Genomic DNA, 20,283 nt, shown 5'->3' on the forward strand with positions numbered 1-20,283 from the left:
CCGCATCCGTCCTCGAGCATTTGCCATAGCTGCTATGAGATTCTACGGGGAAGATGAGATTCCCCTTTGTGCACCCTGCCCATAGTTCTCGGCAGCGGTCGAGAGATGTCGGCGTACGGAGCTGCAGTGAGAAATAAACAAGTTGCCAAAGGCTGCCGTGCGAGGCCCCGCTACGCATCCCTCCACGCGCAGTTACGCAGAAAGGCCTTGGTTCAGCAAAGCTGAGCCAAGGCCTTTCGAGTATGTTTGAGCATGGAGGGATGCGTATCGGGGTCTCGCGCGCCCAAGCACGGAAACTTACTTCTGCTCGCTCAAAATGCGGCGCATCTCGGCCTGAACGGCATGCTCGTAGTTGTAGCCCACCACGCGGTCGGCCACGGCCTTGAGGGCGGGACGGCCATTTGCCATGGCGCAACCACAGCCCACCATGCGCACGATCTCGTAATCGTTCATGGAGTCGCCAAAGGCCATGACTTCCTCGGTCTTGATGCCGTAGTGGCCCATGATCTGAGCGATGCCCGAAGCCTTGGTCACGCCAAGCTGGAGAGCGTCGATCCATGCGTTGCCGGAAGGTGCGAACACAAATTTGTCGCCCAGCTCGCGCTGAAGCACGTACGCGTTATCCATCACGTTGCCGTCATCGCAAAAGATCGACGCCTTAAGGATATTCACCTCGGGATCGGGCAGATCCCAAATGCGCTCGGCGTTGGGAAGGTCTTTGTCCACCTCGCGCACGAACTTGCTCTCGTCGTCAAGCAAAAAGGACTTCGTACGGTCGAACAACGCCAGGTGAAGGTTGTCGAACATCTCGATCACGCGGGCAAGCTCGCGAATAGCAAGATGCGAGTACACCTCACGATCGATCAACTTGCCGTCTGCGTAGACCTGCGCGCCGTTTGACGCCACGAAATCCATGTGGTCGCGCACCGGCTCGAAAAACGTGCACAGGCGATCATAGCGACGACCAGAAGAAACGGCAAAATGAACGCCCTTTTCGCGCAGGGCTTCGATAAGCTCGAACGTCTCGGGCGGAACCTTGCTGTGCTCGTCAAGCAAAGTGCCGTCCATGTCAGAAGCGATAAGTTTGATCATGCGAACAGGGCCTCCTAAACAACCTGTGCGATAGCTTTCTCTCACGCCAAGCATACCCATTTCTCATTACCGCCATATCAACAATGCACCCGCTTGCAACAATCGTCACAAGCGGGCGCACGCGAAAAAAGGGGGCACCGTTAGCGTGATGTCGAAACTGCGTTAGGCAGAAATCAAACGCTCGTAGATCGCCTCGAGATCGGCAACCGTCAAAGGCTTGATCGTATTTGCCGGACTGCCCGAATCGATAGCGTCCTTTGCCATCTTGGGAATCTGTGCGCGGAATTCATCGACATCGATGCCATAGCTGGCAAGCGTAGGGATATTGAGCTTTCGCAGCAGCTTGGCAATAACATCGAGCAGATCGTTTGCCGCCACCTTGTCATCGGCCGCAACAGACGCGCCTACCTCGCGCGCCACGGAAGCAAACTCCGGATAGGCTCCGTCCACCACGTAGCGCAGGCACTCCAGCATGATCATGGCATTAGAGAGCCCATGCGGCACATGGAAGAGCGCACCGATGGGACGGCTCATGCCATGGATGATAGTCACACTCGCATTGTTAAAGGCGACACCCGCCTCGGTCGCGGCAATGGCCATCTGGGTGCGCGCTTCAACGTTTTCGGGCTCGGTATAGCACGTGTAAAGATGTGCCAAGATACGTTTGATGGCACTTATCGAGAAGGTATAGCTCATGGGCTGCATCTTCTTGGACGTAGCCGATTCGAGCGCGTGGCACAAAGCGTCAACGCCCGTGTTTGCCGTGACGCTCGCCGGCGCCGTGCATGTGAACTGCGGGTCCACAATGGCAACGTCGGGCAAAACCTTGGCACCCGCAAGGAGCATCTTGATGCCCTGGCGCGTGTTGTTGATGATCGTGAACTGCGTGGCTTCCGAACCCGTACCCGCCGTAGTGGGGATGGCCACAAGCGGCGGGCGATCAAAGTCCAGGGCAACGCCCATCTGCTCGTCGATATCCCCATCGCAAGCAGCCATCATGGCGATGGCCTTCATGGCATCGATGGGACTGCCGCCGCCAAGGCCCACGTACATATCGCAGCCCGATGCCTTGAATGCGGTGATTCCCGCCTCGATCATGACGTCGCTCGGCTCGCCCGTGATCTGGTCGAACACCTCAAAGCCAAGCCCCGCACGCTCAAGGGCGTCGGTTACCGTTTTGCAGTTGCCAAGCTTGACCATCATGGGGTCGGTCACCACAAAAGCCTTGGTTCCCAAACCGCGCAGGATGTCGAGCGAATCGTCGAGCGCTCCCTGCCCGGATACAATGCGCGAGGGCATCAAAAACAAACGTGCCACGTGGTAGCCTCCTTACTGCATGACGACGGTCGTGCGGTAACCGCCCGGGATGATCGCGTTTTCAAAGGCCTGTTGAATCTGGTCGAACGGATACTCCTTATCGACGAGCGGCGACACGTCGATCTCGCCCGATCCCAGCAGATGACAGGACTCCTTGAAGTCTGCAAACTCGCCCAGGAAGGTGCCGAAGATCTGCATCTTTCCGTAATGGATTTTGTTGGCGTCCACGCCCAACTCCGGCGCAGGATAGCCGGCGGCAAACATCAAAACCTTGCCATGTAGTTTCTTGAGCATAGCGAAGCCCTGCTTGTTGGCCGCCGTCGCGGCAACTGCCAAGATCACGGTGTCAGCTCCGCGACCATCGGTGCGCGCACGCACCTCCTCTACAGGATCGACCATAGAACCGTCGATAACCTCAAGGCCAAGCTGTTCTGCCACGCGGATCTTTTTCTCCATGAGCTCGGAGACGATCACGCGAGCGCCCTTCTGCTTGGCAACGAGCGCATTGAGCACGCCCATGGTGCCGCCGCCAATGACCACCACGGTCTCGCCCTTTTTGATATCGAGCTTCTTGATGCCGTTGATCACCGTGGCGAGCGGCTCCAAAAAGCCTGCCTCGGAGGGACGAATCTTGTTCTCAAACTTATAGATAGACTCCTGCGATTGCACCAGGTACTCGGCACAACCGTCATAGCGGCCATAGTAGCCGTCGGGCCACTGAGTATCGTAAGGTTTCACACCGGGAGCCTCGGAAGTGCGGCCCTCGAGCGCCTCGGTAGAGTACGGGTCAAAGGTGTAGGAGCCACCCACGAAGTCGCCCACGGCAAGGCCGGAAACCCTCTCGCCCACCTGGATGATCTCGCCCGCCCACTCATGGCCAAACGTCATGGGCAGCGGCTTATTGGTGCGAGCACCGCTCCACAGGCCGTACTCGGACGTGCACAGGTTGCAGGACAAAATTTTGATGAGCACATCGTGCTCGCCCAAGTCGTGGATGGGGCGAACGACAATCTGCGCGTCGTGAGCGGCGTTGATGATGGCGGTACGGGTTTCGGTAACGATGGGTTTCATGGTCTCCCCTTTTCTTTTGAAGATGGTGTCGTCGGTGCCGCACGCAGGTGTGGGGCAGATGATAGGTTTCCGGGAATGGAGTTAAATGCGACCGGCGGAACCAAAGAGCTCCATGTAGTGCATGAGCTTCTTCTGGTAGCCGTTCTTGCAGCTGTCCTCCATAAGCTGGGTGATCTTTTTCTTGGCGTTCTTGAACTCGTCCTCGGTTACTTCCTCGGCCGTACCCTCATGAATGGCGATCTCGCGCTTGAGGGCCTGCAGCCAGGCCTCGCCCAGATCGGTATAGAGGTTGACCTTCTGGATGCCCGTCTTAACTGCACGCTGGAGATTCTCGTCGCCGGTGCCAGAACCACCGTGGAGCACAAGCGGAATCTCAAGGTCGCTAGCCAAGGTTGACAACAGGTCGAACTCAAGATGCGGGGTGCCCTTGTAGACACCGTGCGAGGTGCCCACCGCCACGGCAAGACAATCGACACCCGTGCGCTCGACGAACTCGGCAGCCTCCTCGGGATGCGTGAGGCCCGCATCGCGCGTCGCCTCGTACTCGACGCCCTGGCCAACATGACCCAGCTCCGCCTCAACGGAGACGCCCACGGCATGGGCGATGCGAACCACATCGGCAACCTGTGCCACGTTGTCCTCGAACGAAAGCGTTGATCGATCGACCATCACAGAGCTATAACCGGAGCGAATAGCCAAGATGACATGCTCAAACGGGCCGCCGTGATCGAGGTTGAGCGCCCAGGGGATACGCGGATGCTTGGTACCGTAGTATTTGGCGATCATTCCCGTCTCTTCAATGCCCATGGCATAGCCCACATCAAGAATCACCGGGGAATCGAGCTCCTCGGCCGCGTTAAACGCCGCCTCGACGCTCTCCTTGTCAAACACGTTGGGGGCAGGCACGGCGTAGCCGCCGCGTTTTGCTTCCACCAGCAAGTCCTTCATGGGCTCGAGCATACGGATCAGTCTCCTTCGCCTCGTTTCGAACGGCCGCATTCCCCTCTTGCAGCGCAGCCGCGCGAGCACCTCTTTGCTCACCTGTGACTATAGAAATATATAGTTTTGATTGTAGAAACTGTAAAACTAGGCTCTGTAAACGGTCGAAATCCAACGCCAAATGGCTAGTTTCTCAAATTATTGTTTTAGAATTCAATTATTAGAGCCTTTTGTTTTGCAGAAACTATAATGAGAGACGTCAATCGTTATAGTTTCTAAACCAGGAGATCCCATGGAAGAACGCCGCCGAGCCATCGTGGAGCTCGTCAACAAGATGGGCAGCGTGTCCATCGCACAGCTTAAAGAGGCTTTTCCCGAGGTCTCCGAGATGACCATTAGAAACGACATCAAGGCGCTCGACCGTGAGCACAAGCTCGTGCGCGTCTACGGCGGGGTGCGTTCGCTCGAGTTCGCCGTGGGCGCCGACGGCCTTTTTGACGTGCGCCGCAATCAAAACGTCGATGCCAAGGCGGCCATAGCGGAAAAGGCGGCAAAGCTCGTTCGACCCAACACCACCATCTATCTGGATTCGGGCAGCACGCTCGCCAAATTCGCCGCCGCGCTACCCGACGAGCACCTCATGGTCTTCACCTGCGGTATCTATAACGTTATGGAGCTCGGCCATTTTGACACCGTTGACGTGATCGTACCGGGCGGCACCCTCAACCGCTACAACATGTGCTTGCATGGCAGCCGCGCCATCCGCGAGATTCGCAAGCTGCGCTTCGACCAGGTTTTCATCGGCGCCGCCTCATACAGTAAAACGGCAGGGCTCTCCTGCGGCTCCGACGAGGAAGCCGAGCTTAAGCGCGCATGCCTCGAGCAGGCAGAACAGAAGGTATTGCTGCTCGATTCAACCAAACTGGGCAAAATCTCGACGTTTGCCATCTGCGATATCGACCAGTTTGACGTCATCGTCACCGATGGCAACATGCCCGCCGATTTTCTCGAGCGTTGCACCGCCGCGGGCGTCGACGTCCTATAACGCCGCGGCGACACCTAAACCCAACAGCAATGCAAAAAAGAAGCGGCGCCACCGATGTGACGCCGCTTCGCTGTCGTAGCCCAAATAAGAAAAGACAAGCCCGTCCTTAGATCAGCTTGAAGCCCTTGCGCTTGCCCACGGAAAGGGTGTCGCCCACCTTGAGCTCGGACGGATCGATGTTGTAGCTCTTGGGTGCTACGGCCTGACCGTTAATCTTCACGCCGCCGCCGTCGATGTCGCGGCGAGCCGCTCCCGCGCTGGCAGAAAGACCAAGGTCCTTGAGCAGACCCGCAAGGTAGATCATGCCCTCGTCGTTGACGGTAAGCTCAACGTGCTTCTCGGGGAAGTCGGCGAGCTGGCCCTCCTTGAACACGCGATCGAACTCGGCCTGTGCCTCGTCGCCCGCGCCGGCGCCGTGGTAGGTGTCGCACAGGTCGCGGCCAAGGGCGCGCTTGAGCTCGTACGGGTCGGCAGAGCCATCGGCAAGGGCAGCGTCGATCTTATCGACCTCAGCGGGAGATAGGGAACTGGCCAGACGGTAGTACTTGCCAATCATCTCGTCGGGAATGGACATGGTCTTGCCAAACATATCCTTGGGCTCGTCGGTCAGGCCAATATAGTTGCCATAGGACTTGGACATCTTGCGCACGCCGTCAGTGCCCTCGAGCAGCGGCATGGTGAGCGCGATCTGCGGCTCCATGTCCATCTTCTCCATGAGCTCGCGGCCGGCAAGCAGGTTGAACAGCTGGTCGGTGCCGCCCATCTCGACGTCAGCTTTGATCATGACCGAATCGTAAGCCTGCATCACGGGATAGAGGAACTCGTGCAAGGCAATGGGGGTCTGGGACTGATAACGCTTGGTGAAGTCATCGCGCTCGAGGATACGGGCAACGGTGAACTTGGAGCACACCTGCAGCAGGCCGGCCAGGTCCATCGACAAAATCCAGTCGCCGTTGTGCACGATGGTGGTCTTCTCGGGATCGAGGATCTTCATTGCCTGAGAGACGTAGGTCTCGGCATTGGCCTCGATCTGCTCTTGCGACAGCTGCGGACGCGTTGAATTCTTGCCCGAAGGATCGCCGATCAGCGCGGTACCGTTGCCGATGATGAGGGTAACGTTGTGGCCCAAATCCTGGAACTGGCGCATCTTGCGCAGCGGAACGGCATGACCCAGGTGCAGGTCGGGGGAGGTAGGATCGACGCCGAGCTTGATGTTGAGCGGCGTGCCCTTCTCGAGCTTCTTGCGCAGGTCTACCTCGGGGACGATCTGGGCGGCGCCCGAGGTAATGATCTTCATCTGTTCGTCGACTGGAAGCATCGCTTCTCCTTTAAACGGTTATAGCGCCCTCGCCCCGATAGAGCGGTGCTGATTATGGTTGGTAACTCGTTGATTGTAGCGAAGACTGAAGTTTCGTGCGAGGTCATTTGCCCGACATGAGCAAGCTTCACGCCTCGCTGGCAGCGGCACATGCCGCAGCAAGAGTGTCGATGGCGCATTCGAGCTCGCCCTCGTCAAGCAACATGGCGTCGATGGCAAAGCCGCTCGCGCCAAAGCGCAGCAGCGCATCGACATCCTCGGTGCGATTGAGCATACAAGCATCAAAGGTGCGCGTGCGGCCATGGGCATCCACGCGAACCGGCAGGCGTGCGCCCGAAGCCTCCACCAGATAGCGTTCCTGCCGGCGACGCTCGCATGTACCGCAGGAATGCGAGCACGGGCCTTCGGCAGTAAGAAGGCAATGCTCAGTCACCATCAGCTGCGGATATCCGCAGGCAAGCATGCCAACGCGCACTCCCTCGTGAGCAGCACTGCACACCGCCTCACGCGCCTCGTCCAAAGAGAGCTCATCGGGCAGCCAAACGCAGCTCGCACCGCGCTGCCCAAACCACGCGGCGCTTTGCCCGTTGGTCGCCGAAAGCGGAGCGGCCACATCAAAAGGAACGTCCGCCTCCTTTGCCATCTGCATATGCGCGTAATTGCGGCAGATGACCTTGCGGGCACGACGGCAAAGGTAGCGCGTGCGCGCCTCATCGATCATGCGCGCAGGCTCGTCGAGCATGACGGTAAGGCGCGGCAAGAGGTCTTCCCATGCATCCGCGTCTTCGTCAAGCGCCATCTGACGCACGACCACCTCGTCAACTCGAACGTCGTGAAGCAAGGCCGCCGCTCGCACGGGGGTGTCGACCGCCACGGAAAGACAGGCACCCCTAGCGGTAGAAACAGCAGGCTCAACCGACAGGCCCAAAGGCTCAGAAGCGCACCGACCGACATGCGCCGGTAGATAATCGGAAGAATAGGACTCCAACTCGGCGTGCATGCGCGCAAGCGCGGCATCGGTACGTTCCAGCACCTCAACCGAGCTAATTCGATTGACGATGCTCCCCACTTCGACCTTGCGCTTGCAATGGACGTCGATTACCTCGCCAGCTTTCGCATCGACAGGGCAGGGAACCTGCGGCCAGCGTTTGGGAACATCTGCCGGAGCGTCGGGGCCGGGCGTCGAGCGAATCTCAAGCATGTCACCCGCGCGCACGGCGGCGCACAGGCGAACGGAAACCTCCTCATACCGGCGCTCGACGAGCTCTCCCACGCGCAATCCCTGGTTACACGCGCGCTCGAAACTCATGAGCTCTGCACCCGAGGCCCCCCGCAGATACGCATCGGTAAAGCCGCGATTGAACGACATGCCCAGCTTGCGTTTGCATGCAGCGGCAACATCGCTGTCCCACGAGCCCGCACCCACGGCGTCGAGCGCACGGCGATAGGCCCCCACCACGTTGAAGACGTAATCGGGGTTCTTCATGCGCCCCTCAATCTTGAGGGCCGAAACACCTGCCTCCACAAGCTCGCGCACATGATCAATCGAGCAGTAGTCGCGCGGACACAGCAGGCGCTCCCCCTCCTGCACGTTAACGGAGCTCCCCTCTCCATCCTGCAAATCGTAGGTAAAGCGACACGGCTGCGTACAGTCTCCGCGGTTTGCCGAGCGCCCCCTTCGCAAGGCGGACGCCGCGCACGCCCCCGAATAGCAGATGCAGATGGCTCCGTGGCAAAAAACCTCGATGGGCATGCCAACGGAGCATACGCTCGCAATCTCAGGCAAGGAGAGCTCGCGCGAAACCGTGATGCGCTCGATCCCCAAGTGCTCACGCACATATTCGACACCCGCAGGCGACATGACCCCCGTTTGGGTAGAGAGATGAATCTCGGCATGAGGAATGGCGCGCCGGATTGCCCGTACCTGTGCGACATCGGCAACAATGAAGGCATCTGCGCCCGCGGCATCGGCCTCACGCACAAGGTCCAGCGCGGGCACGAGCTCATGTTCGCGCAGGTAGACATTGCATGTCACGTACACACGCACACCATGCGCATGCGCCAAGCGCACCGCGCGCGCAAACTCGATAGGCTCGATATCTTTCGCACTCGCGCGGGCGTTGAAGGCGCCAAGCCCACAGTAGACGGCATCGGCACCCGCGGCAACAGCCGCAAGGAGCGCATCGATAGAGCCCGCAGGGGCCAAAAGCTCTGGTAAGGGTCGATTCATGTTCACCTGGCTATCGCTTGCGAGGCATACCGGTACCAGTGTGTCCGGGTATGCAATCGGTCTGGAATTTAGCACTAATAAGGATACACGAGGACGATGGACGCGCTTTGCGCTAATGTGTCTGAGTATGCATGACCGTATGCTCTCGGAGCGCAATCGCGCCCCGTCACATCCACAGGAGGTACTCCATGGGTCCTCGCGAGCGACACGCACGCACCCGCGCCAAGACACATACCATCCCCATCATCTTGGGCTCGTTCTTCGGGTTCATGTTGATCTGCGGCATCGCCTTTGCCGTGGGCATGGTGGGCAATGTCTCGCGTTGGCTGTCCGATCTTCCGGACTATACCGACGCCAACGCCTACCTTGCCTCCGAGCCCACCACGATCTTGGATGCCAACAACAACCAGATCGCGATGCTCTATGTGCAAAACCGTGACAGCGTCACCGAAGACCAGATTAGCAAATACGTGCTTAAGGGCACTGTCGATGTTGAGGACGAGCGCTTCTACGAGCATAACGGCGTCGACTTTATCGGCATCGGCCGCGCCGTGCTAAGCCAGCTCTCCGGTCGCTCCGAGGGCGCGTCGACCATCACCCAGCAGCTGGTGCGTAACACCATTCTGTCTGAGGAGCAGTTCGACAACACCATCGAGCGTAAGGTCCGCGAGGCTTGGATCGCCCTGCAGATGGAGAAGATCTTCTCTAAAGACGAGATCCTCACCATGTACCTCAACACGATCTACTACGGGCACGGCGCCTACGGTATCGAAGCCGCAAGCGAAATGTACTTCTCCAAGCATGCCAGCGAGCTCTCGCTCGCCGAAGCGGCGCTGCTCGTGGGCCTGCCCAACTCGCCCTCCTACCTCGACCCCACGGTGAACCCCGAAGGTGCCCTCGCCCGTCGCGACAAGGTTCTCGACAACATGCTGCGCCTGGGAACCATCACACAGGAAGAGGCCGATGCTGCCAAGGCCGAGCAGCTCAAACTCAACGTTTCGGGCATCAGCGAGTCGGGCACCATCGCCTACCCCTACTTTGTCGACTACGTGCGCAGTCTGCTTCAGGAGCAGTTCTCCACCGACGTGCTTTTCAAGGGCGGCCTGACCATCAAGACCACCATCGACCCCACGATCCAGAAGGCAGCAGAGGATGCGGCCGTCCAGCAGCTCGTTGACGCCGGCGCCGACGAGCTCGACGTGGGCATGGTCGTCATTGAGCCTCAGACCGGTTATATCCGCGCCATGGTAGGCGGCCGCGACTACTACGCCAACGACAGCCACATCAACCATGCCACCTCGCGCCGCGCAGTGGGCTCGACCTTTAAGGGCCTCACGCTGGCCGCCGCCATCCACGACGGTATGAACCCCAATATCACGCTCAACTGCACCTCGCCTATGAAAATCGCCGATGGCTACACCGTGCAAAACTACGGCGGCACCAACTACGGCACCAAAACCCTTGCACAGGCAACGGCGGTCTCCTCGAACACGGGCTACGCCCAGGTGGCCCTCGCTATCGGCAATGACAAGATCATCTCCATGTGCAAGGACCTTGGCATCGATACCGAGGCCGCGGGCATGGATCCTTCCGTTCTCTCGCTTACCCTGGGTGCCATGGCACAAGGCATCACCCCGCTTGAGATGGCAGAGGCCTATGCGACCTTCGCCTCGGGCGGGCAGCATCGCAATGCCGTTGCCGTAACCGAGATCACCTCGCGCTCGGGCGCCACGCTCTACAAGCACGAGGACAAGTACGACCAGGTGCTCACCACCGGCGAAGCCCAGGCCGTGACCAACGTGCTCAAGACCGTCATGCAAGGCGGCGGCACGGGCAGTTCCGGCGCCCTCTCCGTCAATCAGCCTGTTGCCGGCAAGACCGGTACCGCCGGTGACGCTGGCACCACCAGCGACATCTGGTTCTGCGGCTACACCCCGCAGTACTCCGTCGCCATCTGGGCAGGCCGCTCCAACTCCAACGCCGCCATCACGCGTTGGCACAACACGCAGATCACCTTGCCTATCTTCCGCAAGTTCATGAATACGGTTCTTGCCGGCGTTGCTCGCGAGGAATTCCCCACGGGCGAAACGCCTTCCTATAAGGACAACTCCTCCTGGACCTTCGTTGGCGGCAGCGCCAAGAAAGACGATGAGGAGGACGAGGAAGAAGAGGAAGAGCAGAGCCCCGAGGAGACGGAAGGCGATACTCCTAGCGGCGACGGCACCGGCGGCGGCGAGACACCCGAGCCCACGCCAACGCCTACTCCGGAGCCCACGCCAACGCCAACGCCTACTCCGGAGCCCACGCCCACGCCAACGCCCACTCCGGATCCGGCGCCTACGCCAGACCCCGGTACAGGCGGAACCACTTCATAAGGCCAGCTTCTTTATCCCCCAGCTTTATCGCTGGGGGATTTTTTATCGCTCGATGCATTGATCTCGTGGGCGCGTTGCAGCAGCACTTCGCACCTATTCAAACGTATGGGGGGCGCCGGCATCAACGCCTGCGCCCCCCCATACATACTCTGTCACATCCCGATACCGGGTGGGAATCCCTTAGCTTTTGGCACACCTCAACTTCTGAAGCAGCGCCTCCAGGCGCTGGGAGTCCTCCCCTGTTTGTGAGACCACGAAAATGGTGTCGTTTCCGGCAAGCGAGCCCAAAACATCGGGCAGCTCGGCGGCATCGATTGCTGCGGCAATGCCATTTGCCGTGCCCGGCTGCGTCTTGACGATCAACATATTATCCGCGCGATGCACATCTACCACAAGCTCGGAAACCATACGCTGCAGATGAAGATCCTCTGCCAGCACATATACGCCCTCCGGAAGCTTTCGCAGCCCCATCTCGGCAATATCGCGCGAAACCGTCGCCTGTGTGCAATCGAAACCCTCGGCTTTGAGTTCATCCACAAGCATGCGCTGCGTGCGGACATCGCGATTGCGCACGATGTCACGAATCGCGTCCTGGCGTCCATTGCGTTTTTTTGCCATGCCCGTACGCGTCCTCTCCGTTTTTTGAAAAGAGAAATGCACCACAGGGGTACATCTTTAACGGAATGATTATAGCTGCATAGTTTTACCAAAATGTGCAAGAAAACGAATATATCCAGCCAGTAACGCCAGATTTACGTATGAGCGTACGTTAACGCACGATGGGTCCCAAGGGTATATGCGAAATGCGCGCCACCTCGCGCAGCCTCGAGCCCATGCAGCAGGCAGCAGCGTTCTTTTTTGCCATCGGCTTGTACATACAGCCAAATTCGCGAGCGGCATGGCTCATCCTCTGTACCGCACGCTGCGTACCCTCGTCATCAAGCATGTCCTGCACGCGCTGGGTTCGCTCCACAGACGATACGGAACTGTGGCCAATGCAGGCATTGTCAATACAGCTGATAACATCGAACAAGTAACGCCGATAAACGGGTTCCATTTCCTCGGCATCCAGATCGAAACCCCAGCTACGAAACAGATCCAAAAGCTCCGTATGCTCACGTTCGCACGAAGGATAACGGTCTGGATCGAACGACAGGGCCGCCGGCACCTGTCTCGTCACATGGTAACTGGGGCCGGCAAACACGCCCGCACGTTCCACGCGCTCAAGGCAGGCGATAACGACATCGAGGGGTTTTTCAGACATATGAGAAAGAACAAACGAGCGCATAACATCGGCATCGATGACCATCCCAAAGGGATCGTCCAGGACACCCAGCATCAGCAGCTCGCCCACCGCATGATGAAAATCGGCAGCGGTCTTCCACGTCATTGTGTTAAACGTCGTAACGCTCGAAGAGCGCTCGTGATTGCGCCCGGAATAGACATCGAACGACTGCGTGGGAATGGCCAGCTGCAAATCGTTGGCGCGCATAAAAGGCATCACATCGTACAAGAGCCCGCTGCCCAGCCAGTCGCCGGGGCGCAGCATCATAACGTACGAGCCGCGCGCCGCACACAAGGCGGCATGGTTGCCAACCGCCAGGTTGTCGGTATCCAGGTGGATGTACTCAACACGGATATCGCGGTCATGAAAACGTTCGCAAATCGAAGGTGTCCGATCGCTCGAGGCGCAATCCGCTATAACCAGCTCGAGGTCCTCAAACGACTGGTTGAGCACGCTCTCGATCGCGCGCACAGCAGTATCGGCGTCGTTATGCAGCACCATCACGACGGAGACAAGCGGACGTTTTGATTCGCGATGAGCCAAGAGCAGACCCTCCGATACAGACCTCAATTGCATCTGATGGTAGCATCTCTACCCACGTTGCCGTCCTTGTCCCCCGTCGCGCCGCACATGTGCAAAATAACAACACCATTAAACGGTAGGACAGCACGCTGGAACGGTTTAGAGCCGCTGACTACTCAACGTGCCTACTCAGCTTGCGTCAATGCGCCCTCGTCATATTCCACCGCCATGAAGCACAGACCCTGCGCAGGGGCTGTGGGGCCAGCTGCCTGTCGAGAACGGGCGGCAAGAACCTCATCGATCCATTCGGGCTCGCGCCGATGCATACCCACCTCGACAAGAGTCCCCACAATCGTTCGGACCATCGAGTGCAAAAAGGCGTTTCCGCAAATGGTAAAGGTGATGCAGTCTTCTCCCAAGCTGTTTTCGTGACCAAACCCCGCCGATATCACGCAGCGATGCGTAGGCTTGCCCTCGGCAGAAGACGCTTTGCAAAAGCTCTTGAAATCACGCTCCCCCAACATACGCTGAGCGGCAGCATGCATCGCCTCCACATCAAGCGTCTGCCTGTGCCACCAGGTCACACTGCGCGTGAGCAACGGCGGTGCATCACCTGTAGCAATGCGATACGTATACGTACGCGAGCGCGCATCAAAACGTGCCGAGAAACCCGGCGCCGCATGCCACACCTCGCGCACGGCTATATCGCGCGGCAACAGCGCCACCAGCGCACGCATCCAACGCGAGCGCGTGATCTCGAGTTCCGCCGCCGTGGCGGGAAAACTCACGTACTGGCTAATGGCATGAACGCCGGCGTCGGTCCTGCCGGCACAGGTCAACTCGATTGGGCGACGCAAAAAGGTCTCCACCGCGCGACGGATCTCGCCCGCAACGGTCGTCTGGCCCGGCTGCTCGGCAAATCCGCTGTAGCCCGTACCGTCGTAGCCCAGCTGCAAGACGATGGTCCCATCAAGCACCTCGGGGGCATCGAATTCCCGCGTTTCCCGACCCATCACGGCATTCCTTTCCAAACGTCGTCTACCAGCCCAAGACGCCCGTAAGCACCATGGAACACGTCACAACAATACCAGCAATCAAAAGGACCCAATCACTCCGGCATAAACCACGCGCGGGAATCTCTATAGAAGAGCCGTCCGCATAACAGCGCGACGCCATGGATTCCGCCAAGCTGTCCGCCCGGCGAAAGAGGCCCACAACCAGCGGCGTGAGAACCGACGCCCAAACGCGAACGCGCTCAAATAGACCGCCTTCGTCAAAGCGAACCCCTCGCGAGCGTTGGGCCATCTGGATACGGCCATATTCCTCGGCAACAATGGGAATAAAGCGCAACGCTAAAGAAAGAACAAGGCCAATATCGGCAACCGGTACCCCCACAGCACCCAGGGGACGCAAAAGGCGCACGCATGCATCGGAAATCTCCGGCGGCGTGGTCGACGCCGAAACCGCACAGGCAAACCCGGCAAGAAGCACGATGCGCAAAACGGCGCAGGCGCCTCGTATCGCGCCAGCGCTGCTGATGCCAAGCGGACCCGCGATCGCAATATCGCCGTGCCCGTCCAACACCAAGGCATTTGCCAGAAGAGTAAACAGCAAGATGACCGTCACCGGTCGTACGGCGCGCACAAGCGATCTCCACTCGACGCGCGCAGCGTACATCGCCAAGGCCAACAGCGCGAACCAAACGATAATCGCCCATGCCGCCTGGCAGGCAAAAACCCCTGCGGTGAAAACAAGAAGCAAAAGCAGCTTGACGCGGGCATCGATGTGAGAGAGGGGCGTGTCGGCGGCAACAAAAGAGCCCAAAGGATTACTGCGCATTGTCCTCCCCCGTTTCGCCATCAACTTGCAAGGCATCGGAAAGCGCCTGCGCCAGCACGGCATTTTCGGGCGCTTTTATGCCCGCGCGTTCAAACAGCTCAAAATGGCAACACACCTCCGCAGCATCGCCTTGCCATAGCATGCTGCCGCAAGAAAGCAACGCCACGCGGTCAACAACGGCCAGCCACTCCTCCAAGTCGTGGCTCACCACAACAACCGGCGCGCCCGCATTGGCAAGCTCTCGCACCAAACGATGCATGTCGCGCCGGCCTTGAACATCAAAACCGGCCGTCGGCTCATCAAAAAGATAGGCTTTCACGCCAATAGATAGAACGGATGCGATGGCAACACGACGGCGCTGCCCGCCCGAAAGCGCATAAGGGTAGAAATCGAGCTGCTCATCGGAAAGACCAACAAGGCGTGCCGCATGACGCACCGCCTTGTCCACATCCACCGCATCAAGATGCGCACAACGTGGCGCAAGGGCAATCTCATCATACGCAGAATTGAGAAACAGCTGATTTTCGGGTCGCTGGAAAGACATACCGCACACACCCGGAGACGGGCGTGTACCGCAGATGCTCACGGCACCAGAATCGGGTTTAACCAAGCCCGCGAGGATCGTCGAAAGCGTCGATTTACCGCCGCCCGAAGCACCAGCAAGGAGAGTGACCGTACCGGCCGGGGCCTCGAGGCTAACATCATTTAGAACGGGATTGCCGGGCTCATAAGAATGAACGATGTGCTCTGCCACGATTCCGGGCTGCTCGGGAACAGTCCCCCGCTCATAAGAATGAGCACGTGCACGGGATGCCTCTATCACAGACAAAACGTCTGTCTTTCGAATCGCACGGGATTCCAGAGCCAAAATAAGCCACTCTTTAATGGTGTTAGGTGCAACGCTCGCGCTCGGCTTAAATCCAAGGCGCATAGCGGCTCTCAGAGCCCTGACAAAGCCGCTGTCCCGAAGAGGATCGCCCGGAAGATCTCCATCATGGCACAAAAGCTCTAGCGGAGTGCCCTCCCAGCCAAGTTCGCCATCGTGCATCAGCACAACGCGATCACTCGAGAGCACTTCCTGCGGCTCGTGGGTGATTTGAACCACGCCAATACCCTGCTCCCGTGCCAGCTGGAAAACAAGCGTGCGAAACGAGGACCGAATGGCAGAATCAAGCATCGAGGTTGCTTCATCAAGAACCAAATAACGCGGATGCATGGCGAGTACGCCAGCAAGAGCCAAACGCTGCTGTTCCCCGCCCGAAAGCGCCGTCGTATCGCGCTTCTCAAAGCCCAAAAGGCCGCACTGCTCAAGAGCCTCCTTAACGCGCTGACGAACCTGCAGCTCGGGCAAGCCTAGGTTGCGCGGACCAAAAGCAACCTCATCAAAAACGAGTGTCGATACAATTTGATCAAGGGGGTTTTGCCTCACCAGCCCCACAAGACGACGGACCTCGAGACGAGAATGCTCATCCACAGCGGGATCGAACCCGTCAACAACAACCATCCCCTCAAGGCTAAGACGCACAGCGCACATCAATGCCGCAAGGGTCGACTTGCCACTTCCATTGGAGCCAACCAAGGAGACAATCTGACCGGGAGCAACGCTCAGCGAGATGTCGTGCAGGGCAAAACGAGACCCACCGGTATCCCCCAGCGAAACAGCAGCGTGTCTTACCTCGAGCATATTCACCCCCCAGCTATCGATCGTGGCATCCTTACGCCTTGCGGGCACATCGGCCCATCATACGAAAAAAGGGGCACGCATGCGCGCACCCCTTTTAAATTTGATCAAATGATCTTTGACGCTACTCGGCGTCAGCGGTCTTATCGACCTCAGCTGCGGGAGCCTCGACGGTCTCCTCGACCTCTGCCTCAACCTTCTTGGGGGCAGCAGCCTTCTTAGCAGCCTTCTTGGGAGCCTTCTTGGTAACAGGCTCGGAAACGATCTCGATGATGACCATCTCGGCATTGTCGCCCTTACGGCGGCCAAGCTTCATGATGCGCGTGTAACCGCCGTTACGGTCGGCCCACATGCCCTGAGCGGCCTTGTCAAAGAGCTCAGCCACAAGCTGCTTATCGCCAAGCTTGGCGATAGCAAGACGACGAGAATGCAGGTCGCCCTTCTTGGCCCACGTGATGATAGGCTCAGCGAAAGAGCGCAGGGCCTTGGCACGGGTCTCGGTGGTCTTGATGCGATCGTTCTCGAAGAGAGCCTTAGCGAGGCTCTTCTTCATGGCCTTGGTGTGGCTGGCGTCGGTGCCGAGCTTAAGGCCTTTCTTGACGTTGTGACGCATTGTCTGGTTTCTCCTCTAAAAACAGGGCACTATGCCTTGAGGCTCAGGCCCATAGACTCAAGCTTGTCCTTGACTTCCTCGATCGACTTAACACCGAAGTTACGGATGTTAAGCAGGTCGTTCTCGGAGAACTCCACCAGCTGACGCACGGAGTGAATGCTCGCGCGCTTCAGGCAGTTGTAGGAGCGAACCGAGAGGTCAAGATCCTCGATCTGCTTGTCGAGCTCAGCATTGTCGCTGGTCTGCTCGGGAGCAAAGATCGAAATCTCTTCCTCCTCCTCGGGGGTCTCAGCCAAATTCATAAAGGCAGCCATGTGCTGGTTGATGATATTGGCAGCCTGCACGACGGCGTCACGAGGAGAAAGCGCACCGTTGGTCTCGACCTCGAGAACGAGGCGATCGTAGTCGGTGTGCTGACCCACGCGGCAAGCCTCAACGAGCTTGGCGCAACGGTGAACGGGCGAGTACAGCGAGTCGACATGAATAATGCCGATAGGATCGCTGTCGCGCTTGTTCGACTCATAGGAGACATAACCGCGACCATAGCCGATACGCATGCTCATCGTGAGGTGGCCGCCCTCGTTGAGGGTAGCGATGTGCTGCTCGGGGTTGACGAGCTCGAACTCCGAAGGAATGAAGAAGTCTGCACCGGTAACCTCGCAAGGACCGTCGACCGAGATGGTCGCAGTAGCCTCATCGGTGGTACCGAGCGAACGGAACACCAGACCCTTGACGTTCAGAACGATATCAGTGACATCCTCAACCATGTTGGGGATAGTCATGAACTCATGCTGCGCACCATCAATCTGGATGGCCTCAACCGCAGCGCCCTCGAGCGAGGAAAGCAGGACGCGACGCAGGGAGTTACCAAGCGTATCGCCATAACCACGCTCGAGAGGCTCAACGGAGACGCGCGCAGACGTTTCGTTGATTTCCTCGACCTGAACCTGGGGCCTAATGAATTCTGACATGTATTACCTCCAGCCTCAGCAGCCCGAATGGACTACTTAGAGTAGAGCTCGACGATGAGCTGCTCGTGGATATCACCGCTGATCTGCTCACGCGTCGGCAGAGCGAGCACGTTACCAGACAGCTTCTCGATATCGACCTCGAGCCAGCCGGGGACCTCGAAACGCTCGGAGGAGATCAGAGCCTCCTTGATGGGAAGGAGATCACGGTACTTCTCGCCGACAGCGACAACGTCGCCGGGCTTGACGAGATAGGACGGGATGTCAACACGACGGCCGTTCACGGTGAAGTGACCGTGACGCACGGACTGACGTGCCTCCTTGCGAGTGCGGGCAAAGCCCAGACGGAAAACAACATTGTCGAGACGGGTCTCGAGAATGATCATCAGGTTCTCGCCGGTAACGCCCTTCATCTTACGAGCACGGACGAAGTAGCTGTGGAACTGCTTCTCGAGCACGCCGTAGATGAACTTAACCTTCTGCTTCTCGCGCAGCTGCATGCCGTACTCGGATTCCTTGCGACGGCGCTTGGGCTGGCGGATAGATTCCTTCTTGCTGCTGTAACCAAGCTCAGCGGGATCGATCCCGAGCTGACGGCAGCGCTTGAGAACCGGAGTCCTGTCGATTGCCATAGTTTATCGATCCTTTCAGTTACACGCGACGACGCTTCTTGGGGCGGCAGCCGTTGTGCGGGATGGGAGTCTTGTCCTGGATGCTCGAAACCTCGAGGCCAGCGGCCTGGAGGGAGCGAATTGCGGTCTCGCGGCCAGAACCAGGGCCCTTAACGAAGACGGCAACCTTGTGCATGCCGTGCTCCATGGCGATCTTGGCACAAGCCTCGGCAGCCATCTGAGCAGCGAACGGGGTGGACTTACGGGAGCCCTTGAAACCAACCGTTCCGGCAGACTTCCAGGCAATGACATTACCCTGGGCGTCGGTGATGGAAACGATCGTGTTGTTGAACGTGGAGCGGATATGCGCCTGTCCAACAGAGATGTTCTTACGATCAGAGCGCTTGATGCGGGCGCTGCGAACGTTCTTCTTAGCAGTAGCCATGATGCGTCAGTCTCCCTTATTTCTTCTTCTTGGCACCGATCTGACGCTTCGGACCCTTGCGGGTACGAGCGTTAGTGTGGGTGCGCTGTCCACGGACAGGGAGGCCCTTGCGGTGACGGAGGCCACGGTTGCAGCCAATATCCATCAGACGCTTGACGTTCATGTTGCGCTCACGGCGCAGATCGCCCTCAACCATGAGCTGGGCGTTGTCGATGTACTTACGGATTGCATCGACTTCGTCTTCCGTAAGATCCTTAACACGGGTGTCAACATTGATGTTGCACTCATTGCAGATCTTGGTGGCGGTAGTGCGGCCGATGCCGTAGATGTAGGTCAGACCGATCTCAACACGCTTCTCGCGCGGAAGGTCGACACCATTAATACGGGCCAACGTTGGTCTCCTCTCTTAGCCCTGACGCTGCTTGTGGCGAGGATTCTCGCAGATAACGAGAATCTTGCCGTGGCGTCGGATGATCTTGCACTTATCGCACATCTTCTTGACCGAAGGACGTACCTTCATCGTTCTTCCTCTCGGTAGTGCTCAAACTACAACGTACTATATCTACTCGCCCAGCCGCAGGCGTTAAAAACGATAGGCTGGATACACATGCAAACGCGATCGCGGGTTGAGCACTCCTGCGATCGACGACATGCACTTTGTGCTTATCGCTACTTATAGCGATAGGTGATGCGCCCGCGCGTCAGGTCATACGGGGAAATCTCCACGACAACCTTGTCGCCGGGAAGAATACGGATGTAATTCATGCGGATCTTGCCCGAAATAGAGCACAGAACCGTTGCACCGTTCTCGAGCTCGACGCGAAACATGGCGTTGGGGAGCGGCTCAGTTACCGTACCCTCGAGTTCGATAGCATCTTCCTTCTTCACAAGCAATCATCTTTCTCTATAAAACGACAGCAATTGAGAATTCT

The 20,283-nt window shown here is 58.4% G+C and carries 20 protein-coding genes; 2 read left to right on the forward strand and 18 right to left on the reverse strand.

What is annotated here, in order from left to right:
* Positions 1-297: 297 nt before the first annotated feature.
* From BQ9843_RS06625 to BQ9843_RS06640, 4 genes are all read right to left on the reverse strand, one after another.
* Positions 298-1,092, reverse strand: a complete 795-nt coding sequence (locus BQ9843_RS06625; protein WP_075844401.1) for a Cof-type HAD-IIB family hydrolase — start codon at positions 1,090-1,092, stop codon at positions 298-300.
* A 162-nt stretch (positions 1,093-1,254) separates the two neighbouring features.
* Positions 1,255-2,409, reverse strand: coding sequence for an iron-containing alcohol dehydrogenase (locus BQ9843_RS06630; protein WP_195906634.1), 1,155 nt, complete (start codon positions 2,407-2,409; stop codon positions 1,255-1,257).
* A gap of 12 nt (positions 2,410-2,421) precedes the next feature.
* On the reverse strand, positions 2,422-3,480 hold the full coding sequence (locus BQ9843_RS06635) for a zinc-dependent alcohol dehydrogenase (protein WP_075844402.1): 1,059 nt from the start codon (positions 3,478-3,480) through the stop codon (positions 2,422-2,424).
* Between the two features lie 81 nt (positions 3,481-3,561).
* Entirely contained in the window at positions 3,562-4,440 is an 879-nt protein-coding gene (locus BQ9843_RS06640) for a class II fructose-bisphosphate aldolase (protein ID WP_040221043.1), read from the reverse strand.
* A gap of 271 nt (positions 4,441-4,711) precedes the next feature.
* Here BQ9843_RS06640 and BQ9843_RS06645 point away from each other — a divergent pair, with 271 nt between their 5' ends.
* Positions 4,712-5,464 (forward strand): DeoR/GlpR family DNA-binding transcription regulator, encoded by a 753-nt coding sequence (locus tag BQ9843_RS06645; RefSeq protein WP_075844403.1) that lies wholly within the window; start codon positions 4,712-4,714, stop codon positions 5,462-5,464.
* Between the two features lie 106 nt (positions 5,465-5,570).
* On the opposite strand, the gene tyrS is transcribed toward BQ9843_RS06645, so the two are convergent.
* Both tyrS and BQ9843_RS06655 read right to left on the reverse strand, forming a co-directional pair.
* Positions 5,571-6,782, reverse strand: coding sequence for a tyrosine--tRNA ligase (tyrS, locus tag BQ9843_RS06650; RefSeq protein WP_075844404.1), 1,212 nt, complete (start codon positions 6,780-6,782; stop codon positions 5,571-5,573).
* Positions 6,783-6,909: 127 nt separating this feature from the next.
* Positions 6,910-9,012: a U32 family peptidase gene (locus BQ9843_RS06655; RefSeq protein WP_143327643.1), complete on the reverse strand. Its 2,103-nt coding sequence runs from the start codon at positions 9,010-9,012 to the stop codon at positions 6,910-6,912.
* A 188-nt stretch (positions 9,013-9,200) separates the two neighbouring features.
* Here BQ9843_RS06655 and BQ9843_RS06660 point away from each other — a divergent pair, with 188 nt between their 5' ends.
* Complete coding sequence (locus BQ9843_RS06660) at positions 9,201-11,387, forward strand: transglycosylase domain-containing protein (protein ID WP_022386623.1); 2,187 nt, start codon at positions 9,201-9,203, stop codon at positions 11,385-11,387.
* A 180-nt stretch (positions 11,388-11,567) separates the two neighbouring features.
* Here the strand turns inward: BQ9843_RS06660 and BQ9843_RS06665 are convergent, their stop codons facing one another.
* From BQ9843_RS06665 to infA, 12 genes are all read right to left on the reverse strand, one after another.
* A complete protein-coding gene (locus BQ9843_RS06665) occupies positions 11,568-12,005 on the reverse strand; it encodes an arginine repressor (protein ID WP_075844406.1) in 438 nt (145 codons plus the stop codon).
* 151 nt (positions 12,006-12,156) lie between these two features.
* Positions 12,157-13,215: a glycosyltransferase family 2 protein gene (locus BQ9843_RS06670; protein WP_195906635.1), complete on the reverse strand. Its 1,059-nt coding sequence runs from the start codon at positions 13,213-13,215 to the stop codon at positions 12,157-12,159.
* Between the two features lie 164 nt (positions 13,216-13,379).
* Entirely contained in the window at positions 13,380-14,207 is an 828-nt protein-coding gene (truA, locus tag BQ9843_RS06675) for a tRNA pseudouridine(38-40) synthase TruA (RefSeq protein WP_075844408.1), read from the reverse strand.
* A 25-nt stretch (positions 14,208-14,232) separates the two neighbouring features.
* A complete protein-coding gene (locus tag BQ9843_RS06680; RefSeq protein WP_075844409.1) occupies positions 14,233-15,033 on the reverse strand; it encodes an energy-coupling factor transporter transmembrane component T family protein in 801 nt (266 codons plus the stop codon).
* Positions 15,023-16,717: an ABC transporter ATP-binding protein gene (locus BQ9843_RS06685; protein WP_075844410.1), complete on the reverse strand. Its 1,695-nt coding sequence runs from the start codon at positions 16,715-16,717 to the stop codon at positions 15,023-15,025. Before BQ9843_RS06685 ends, BQ9843_RS06680 begins: the two co-directional genes overlap by 11 nt.
* Before the next feature lie 121 nt (positions 16,718-16,838).
* The gene (gene rplQ / locus BQ9843_RS06690) at positions 16,839-17,327 is read right to left on the reverse strand and encodes a 50S ribosomal protein L17 (protein WP_040221048.1); all 489 of its coding nucleotides are present in this window, start codon (positions 17,325-17,327) and stop codon (positions 16,839-16,841) included.
* A 29-nt stretch (positions 17,328-17,356) separates the two neighbouring features.
* Entirely contained in the window at positions 17,357-18,298 is a 942-nt protein-coding gene (locus BQ9843_RS06695) for a DNA-directed RNA polymerase subunit alpha (RefSeq protein WP_022386616.1), read from the reverse strand.
* Between the two features lie 32 nt (positions 18,299-18,330).
* Positions 18,331-18,927 (reverse strand): 30S ribosomal protein S4, encoded by a 597-nt coding sequence (gene rpsD / locus BQ9843_RS06700; RefSeq protein WP_040221052.1) that lies wholly within the window; start codon positions 18,925-18,927, stop codon positions 18,331-18,333.
* Positions 18,928-18,946: 19 nt separating this feature from the next.
* Positions 18,947-19,351, reverse strand: coding sequence for a 30S ribosomal protein S11 (gene rpsK / locus BQ9843_RS06705; RefSeq protein ID WP_040221053.1), 405 nt, complete (start codon positions 19,349-19,351; stop codon positions 18,947-18,949).
* A 16-nt stretch (positions 19,352-19,367) separates the two neighbouring features.
* The gene (gene rpsM / locus BQ9843_RS06710; RefSeq protein ID WP_022386613.1) at positions 19,368-19,742 is read right to left on the reverse strand and encodes a 30S ribosomal protein S13; all 375 of its coding nucleotides are present in this window, start codon (positions 19,740-19,742) and stop codon (positions 19,368-19,370) included.
* A gap of 15 nt (positions 19,743-19,757) precedes the next feature.
* Positions 19,758-19,871 (reverse strand): 50S ribosomal protein L36, encoded by a 114-nt coding sequence (gene rpmJ / locus BQ9843_RS06715; RefSeq protein WP_016309305.1) that lies wholly within the window; start codon positions 19,869-19,871, stop codon positions 19,758-19,760.
* A 149-nt stretch (positions 19,872-20,020) separates the two neighbouring features.
* Positions 20,021-20,239 (reverse strand): translation initiation factor IF-1, encoded by a 219-nt coding sequence (infA, locus tag BQ9843_RS06720; protein WP_040221386.1) that lies wholly within the window; start codon positions 20,237-20,239, stop codon positions 20,021-20,023.
* Positions 20,240-20,283 lie beyond the last annotated feature (44 nt).

The sequence above is a fragment of the Collinsella bouchesdurhonensis genome, from assembly GCF_900155365.1.
GTDB lineage: Bacteria > Actinomycetota > Coriobacteriia > Coriobacteriales > Coriobacteriaceae > Collinsella > Collinsella bouchesdurhonensis.

Excerpts from the sequence above, each read along its gene's own strand:
- BQ9843_RS06635 (WP_075844402.1), bottom strand. The coding sequence starts at position 3,480 with ATGAAACCCATCGTTACCGAAACCCGTACCGCCATCATCAACGCCGCT.
- BQ9843_RS06680 (WP_075844409.1), bottom strand. The coding sequence starts at position 15,033 with ATGCGCAGTAATCCTTTGGGCTCTTTTGTTGCCGCCGACACGCCCCTC.
- truA (WP_075844408.1), bottom strand. The coding sequence starts at position 14,207 with ATGGGTCGGGAAACGCGGGAATTCGATGCCCCCGAGGTGCTTGATGGG.
- rplQ (WP_040221048.1), bottom strand. The coding sequence starts at position 17,327 with ATGCGTCACAACGTCAAGAAAGGCCTTAAGCTCGGCACCGACGCCAGC.
- rpmJ (WP_016309305.1), bottom strand. The coding sequence starts at position 19,871 with ATGAAGGTACGTCCTTCGGTCAAGAAGATGTGCGATAAGTGCAAGATC.
- BQ9843_RS06625 (WP_075844401.1), bottom strand. The coding sequence starts at position 1,092 with ATGATCAAACTTATCGCTTCTGACATGGACGGCACTTTGCTTGACGAG.
- BQ9843_RS06660 (WP_022386623.1), top strand. The coding sequence starts at position 9,201 with ATGGGTCCTCGCGAGCGACACGCACGCACCCGCGCCAAGACACATACC.
- BQ9843_RS06695 (WP_022386616.1), bottom strand. The coding sequence starts at position 18,298 with ATGTCAGAATTCATTAGGCCCCAGGTTCAGGTCGAGGAAATCAACGAA.
- rpsK (WP_040221053.1), bottom strand. The coding sequence starts at position 19,351 with ATGGCTACTGCTAAGAAGAACGTTCGCAGCGCCCGCATCAAGCGCTCT.
- BQ9843_RS06640 (WP_040221043.1), bottom strand. The coding sequence starts at position 4,440 with ATGCTCGAGCCCATGAAGGACTTGCTGGTGGAAGCAAAACGCGGCGGC.
- rpsD (WP_040221052.1), bottom strand. The coding sequence starts at position 18,927 with ATGGCAATCGACAGGACTCCGGTTCTCAAGCGCTGCCGTCAGCTCGGG.
- BQ9843_RS06685 (WP_075844410.1), bottom strand. The coding sequence starts at position 16,717 with ATGCTCGAGGTAAGACACGCTGCTGTTTCGCTGGGGGATACCGGTGGG.
- BQ9843_RS06645 (WP_075844403.1), top strand. The coding sequence starts at position 4,712 with ATGGAAGAACGCCGCCGAGCCATCGTGGAGCTCGTCAACAAGATGGGC.
- tyrS (WP_075844404.1), bottom strand. The coding sequence starts at position 6,782 with ATGCTTCCAGTCGACGAACAGATGAAGATCATTACCTCGGGCGCCGCC.
- BQ9843_RS06665 (WP_075844406.1), bottom strand. The coding sequence starts at position 12,005 with ATGGCAAAAAAACGCAATGGACGCCAGGACGCGATTCGTGACATCGTG.
- BQ9843_RS06655 (WP_143327643.1), bottom strand. The coding sequence starts at position 9,012 with ATGAATCGACCCTTACCAGAGCTTTTGGCCCCTGCGGGCTCTATCGAT.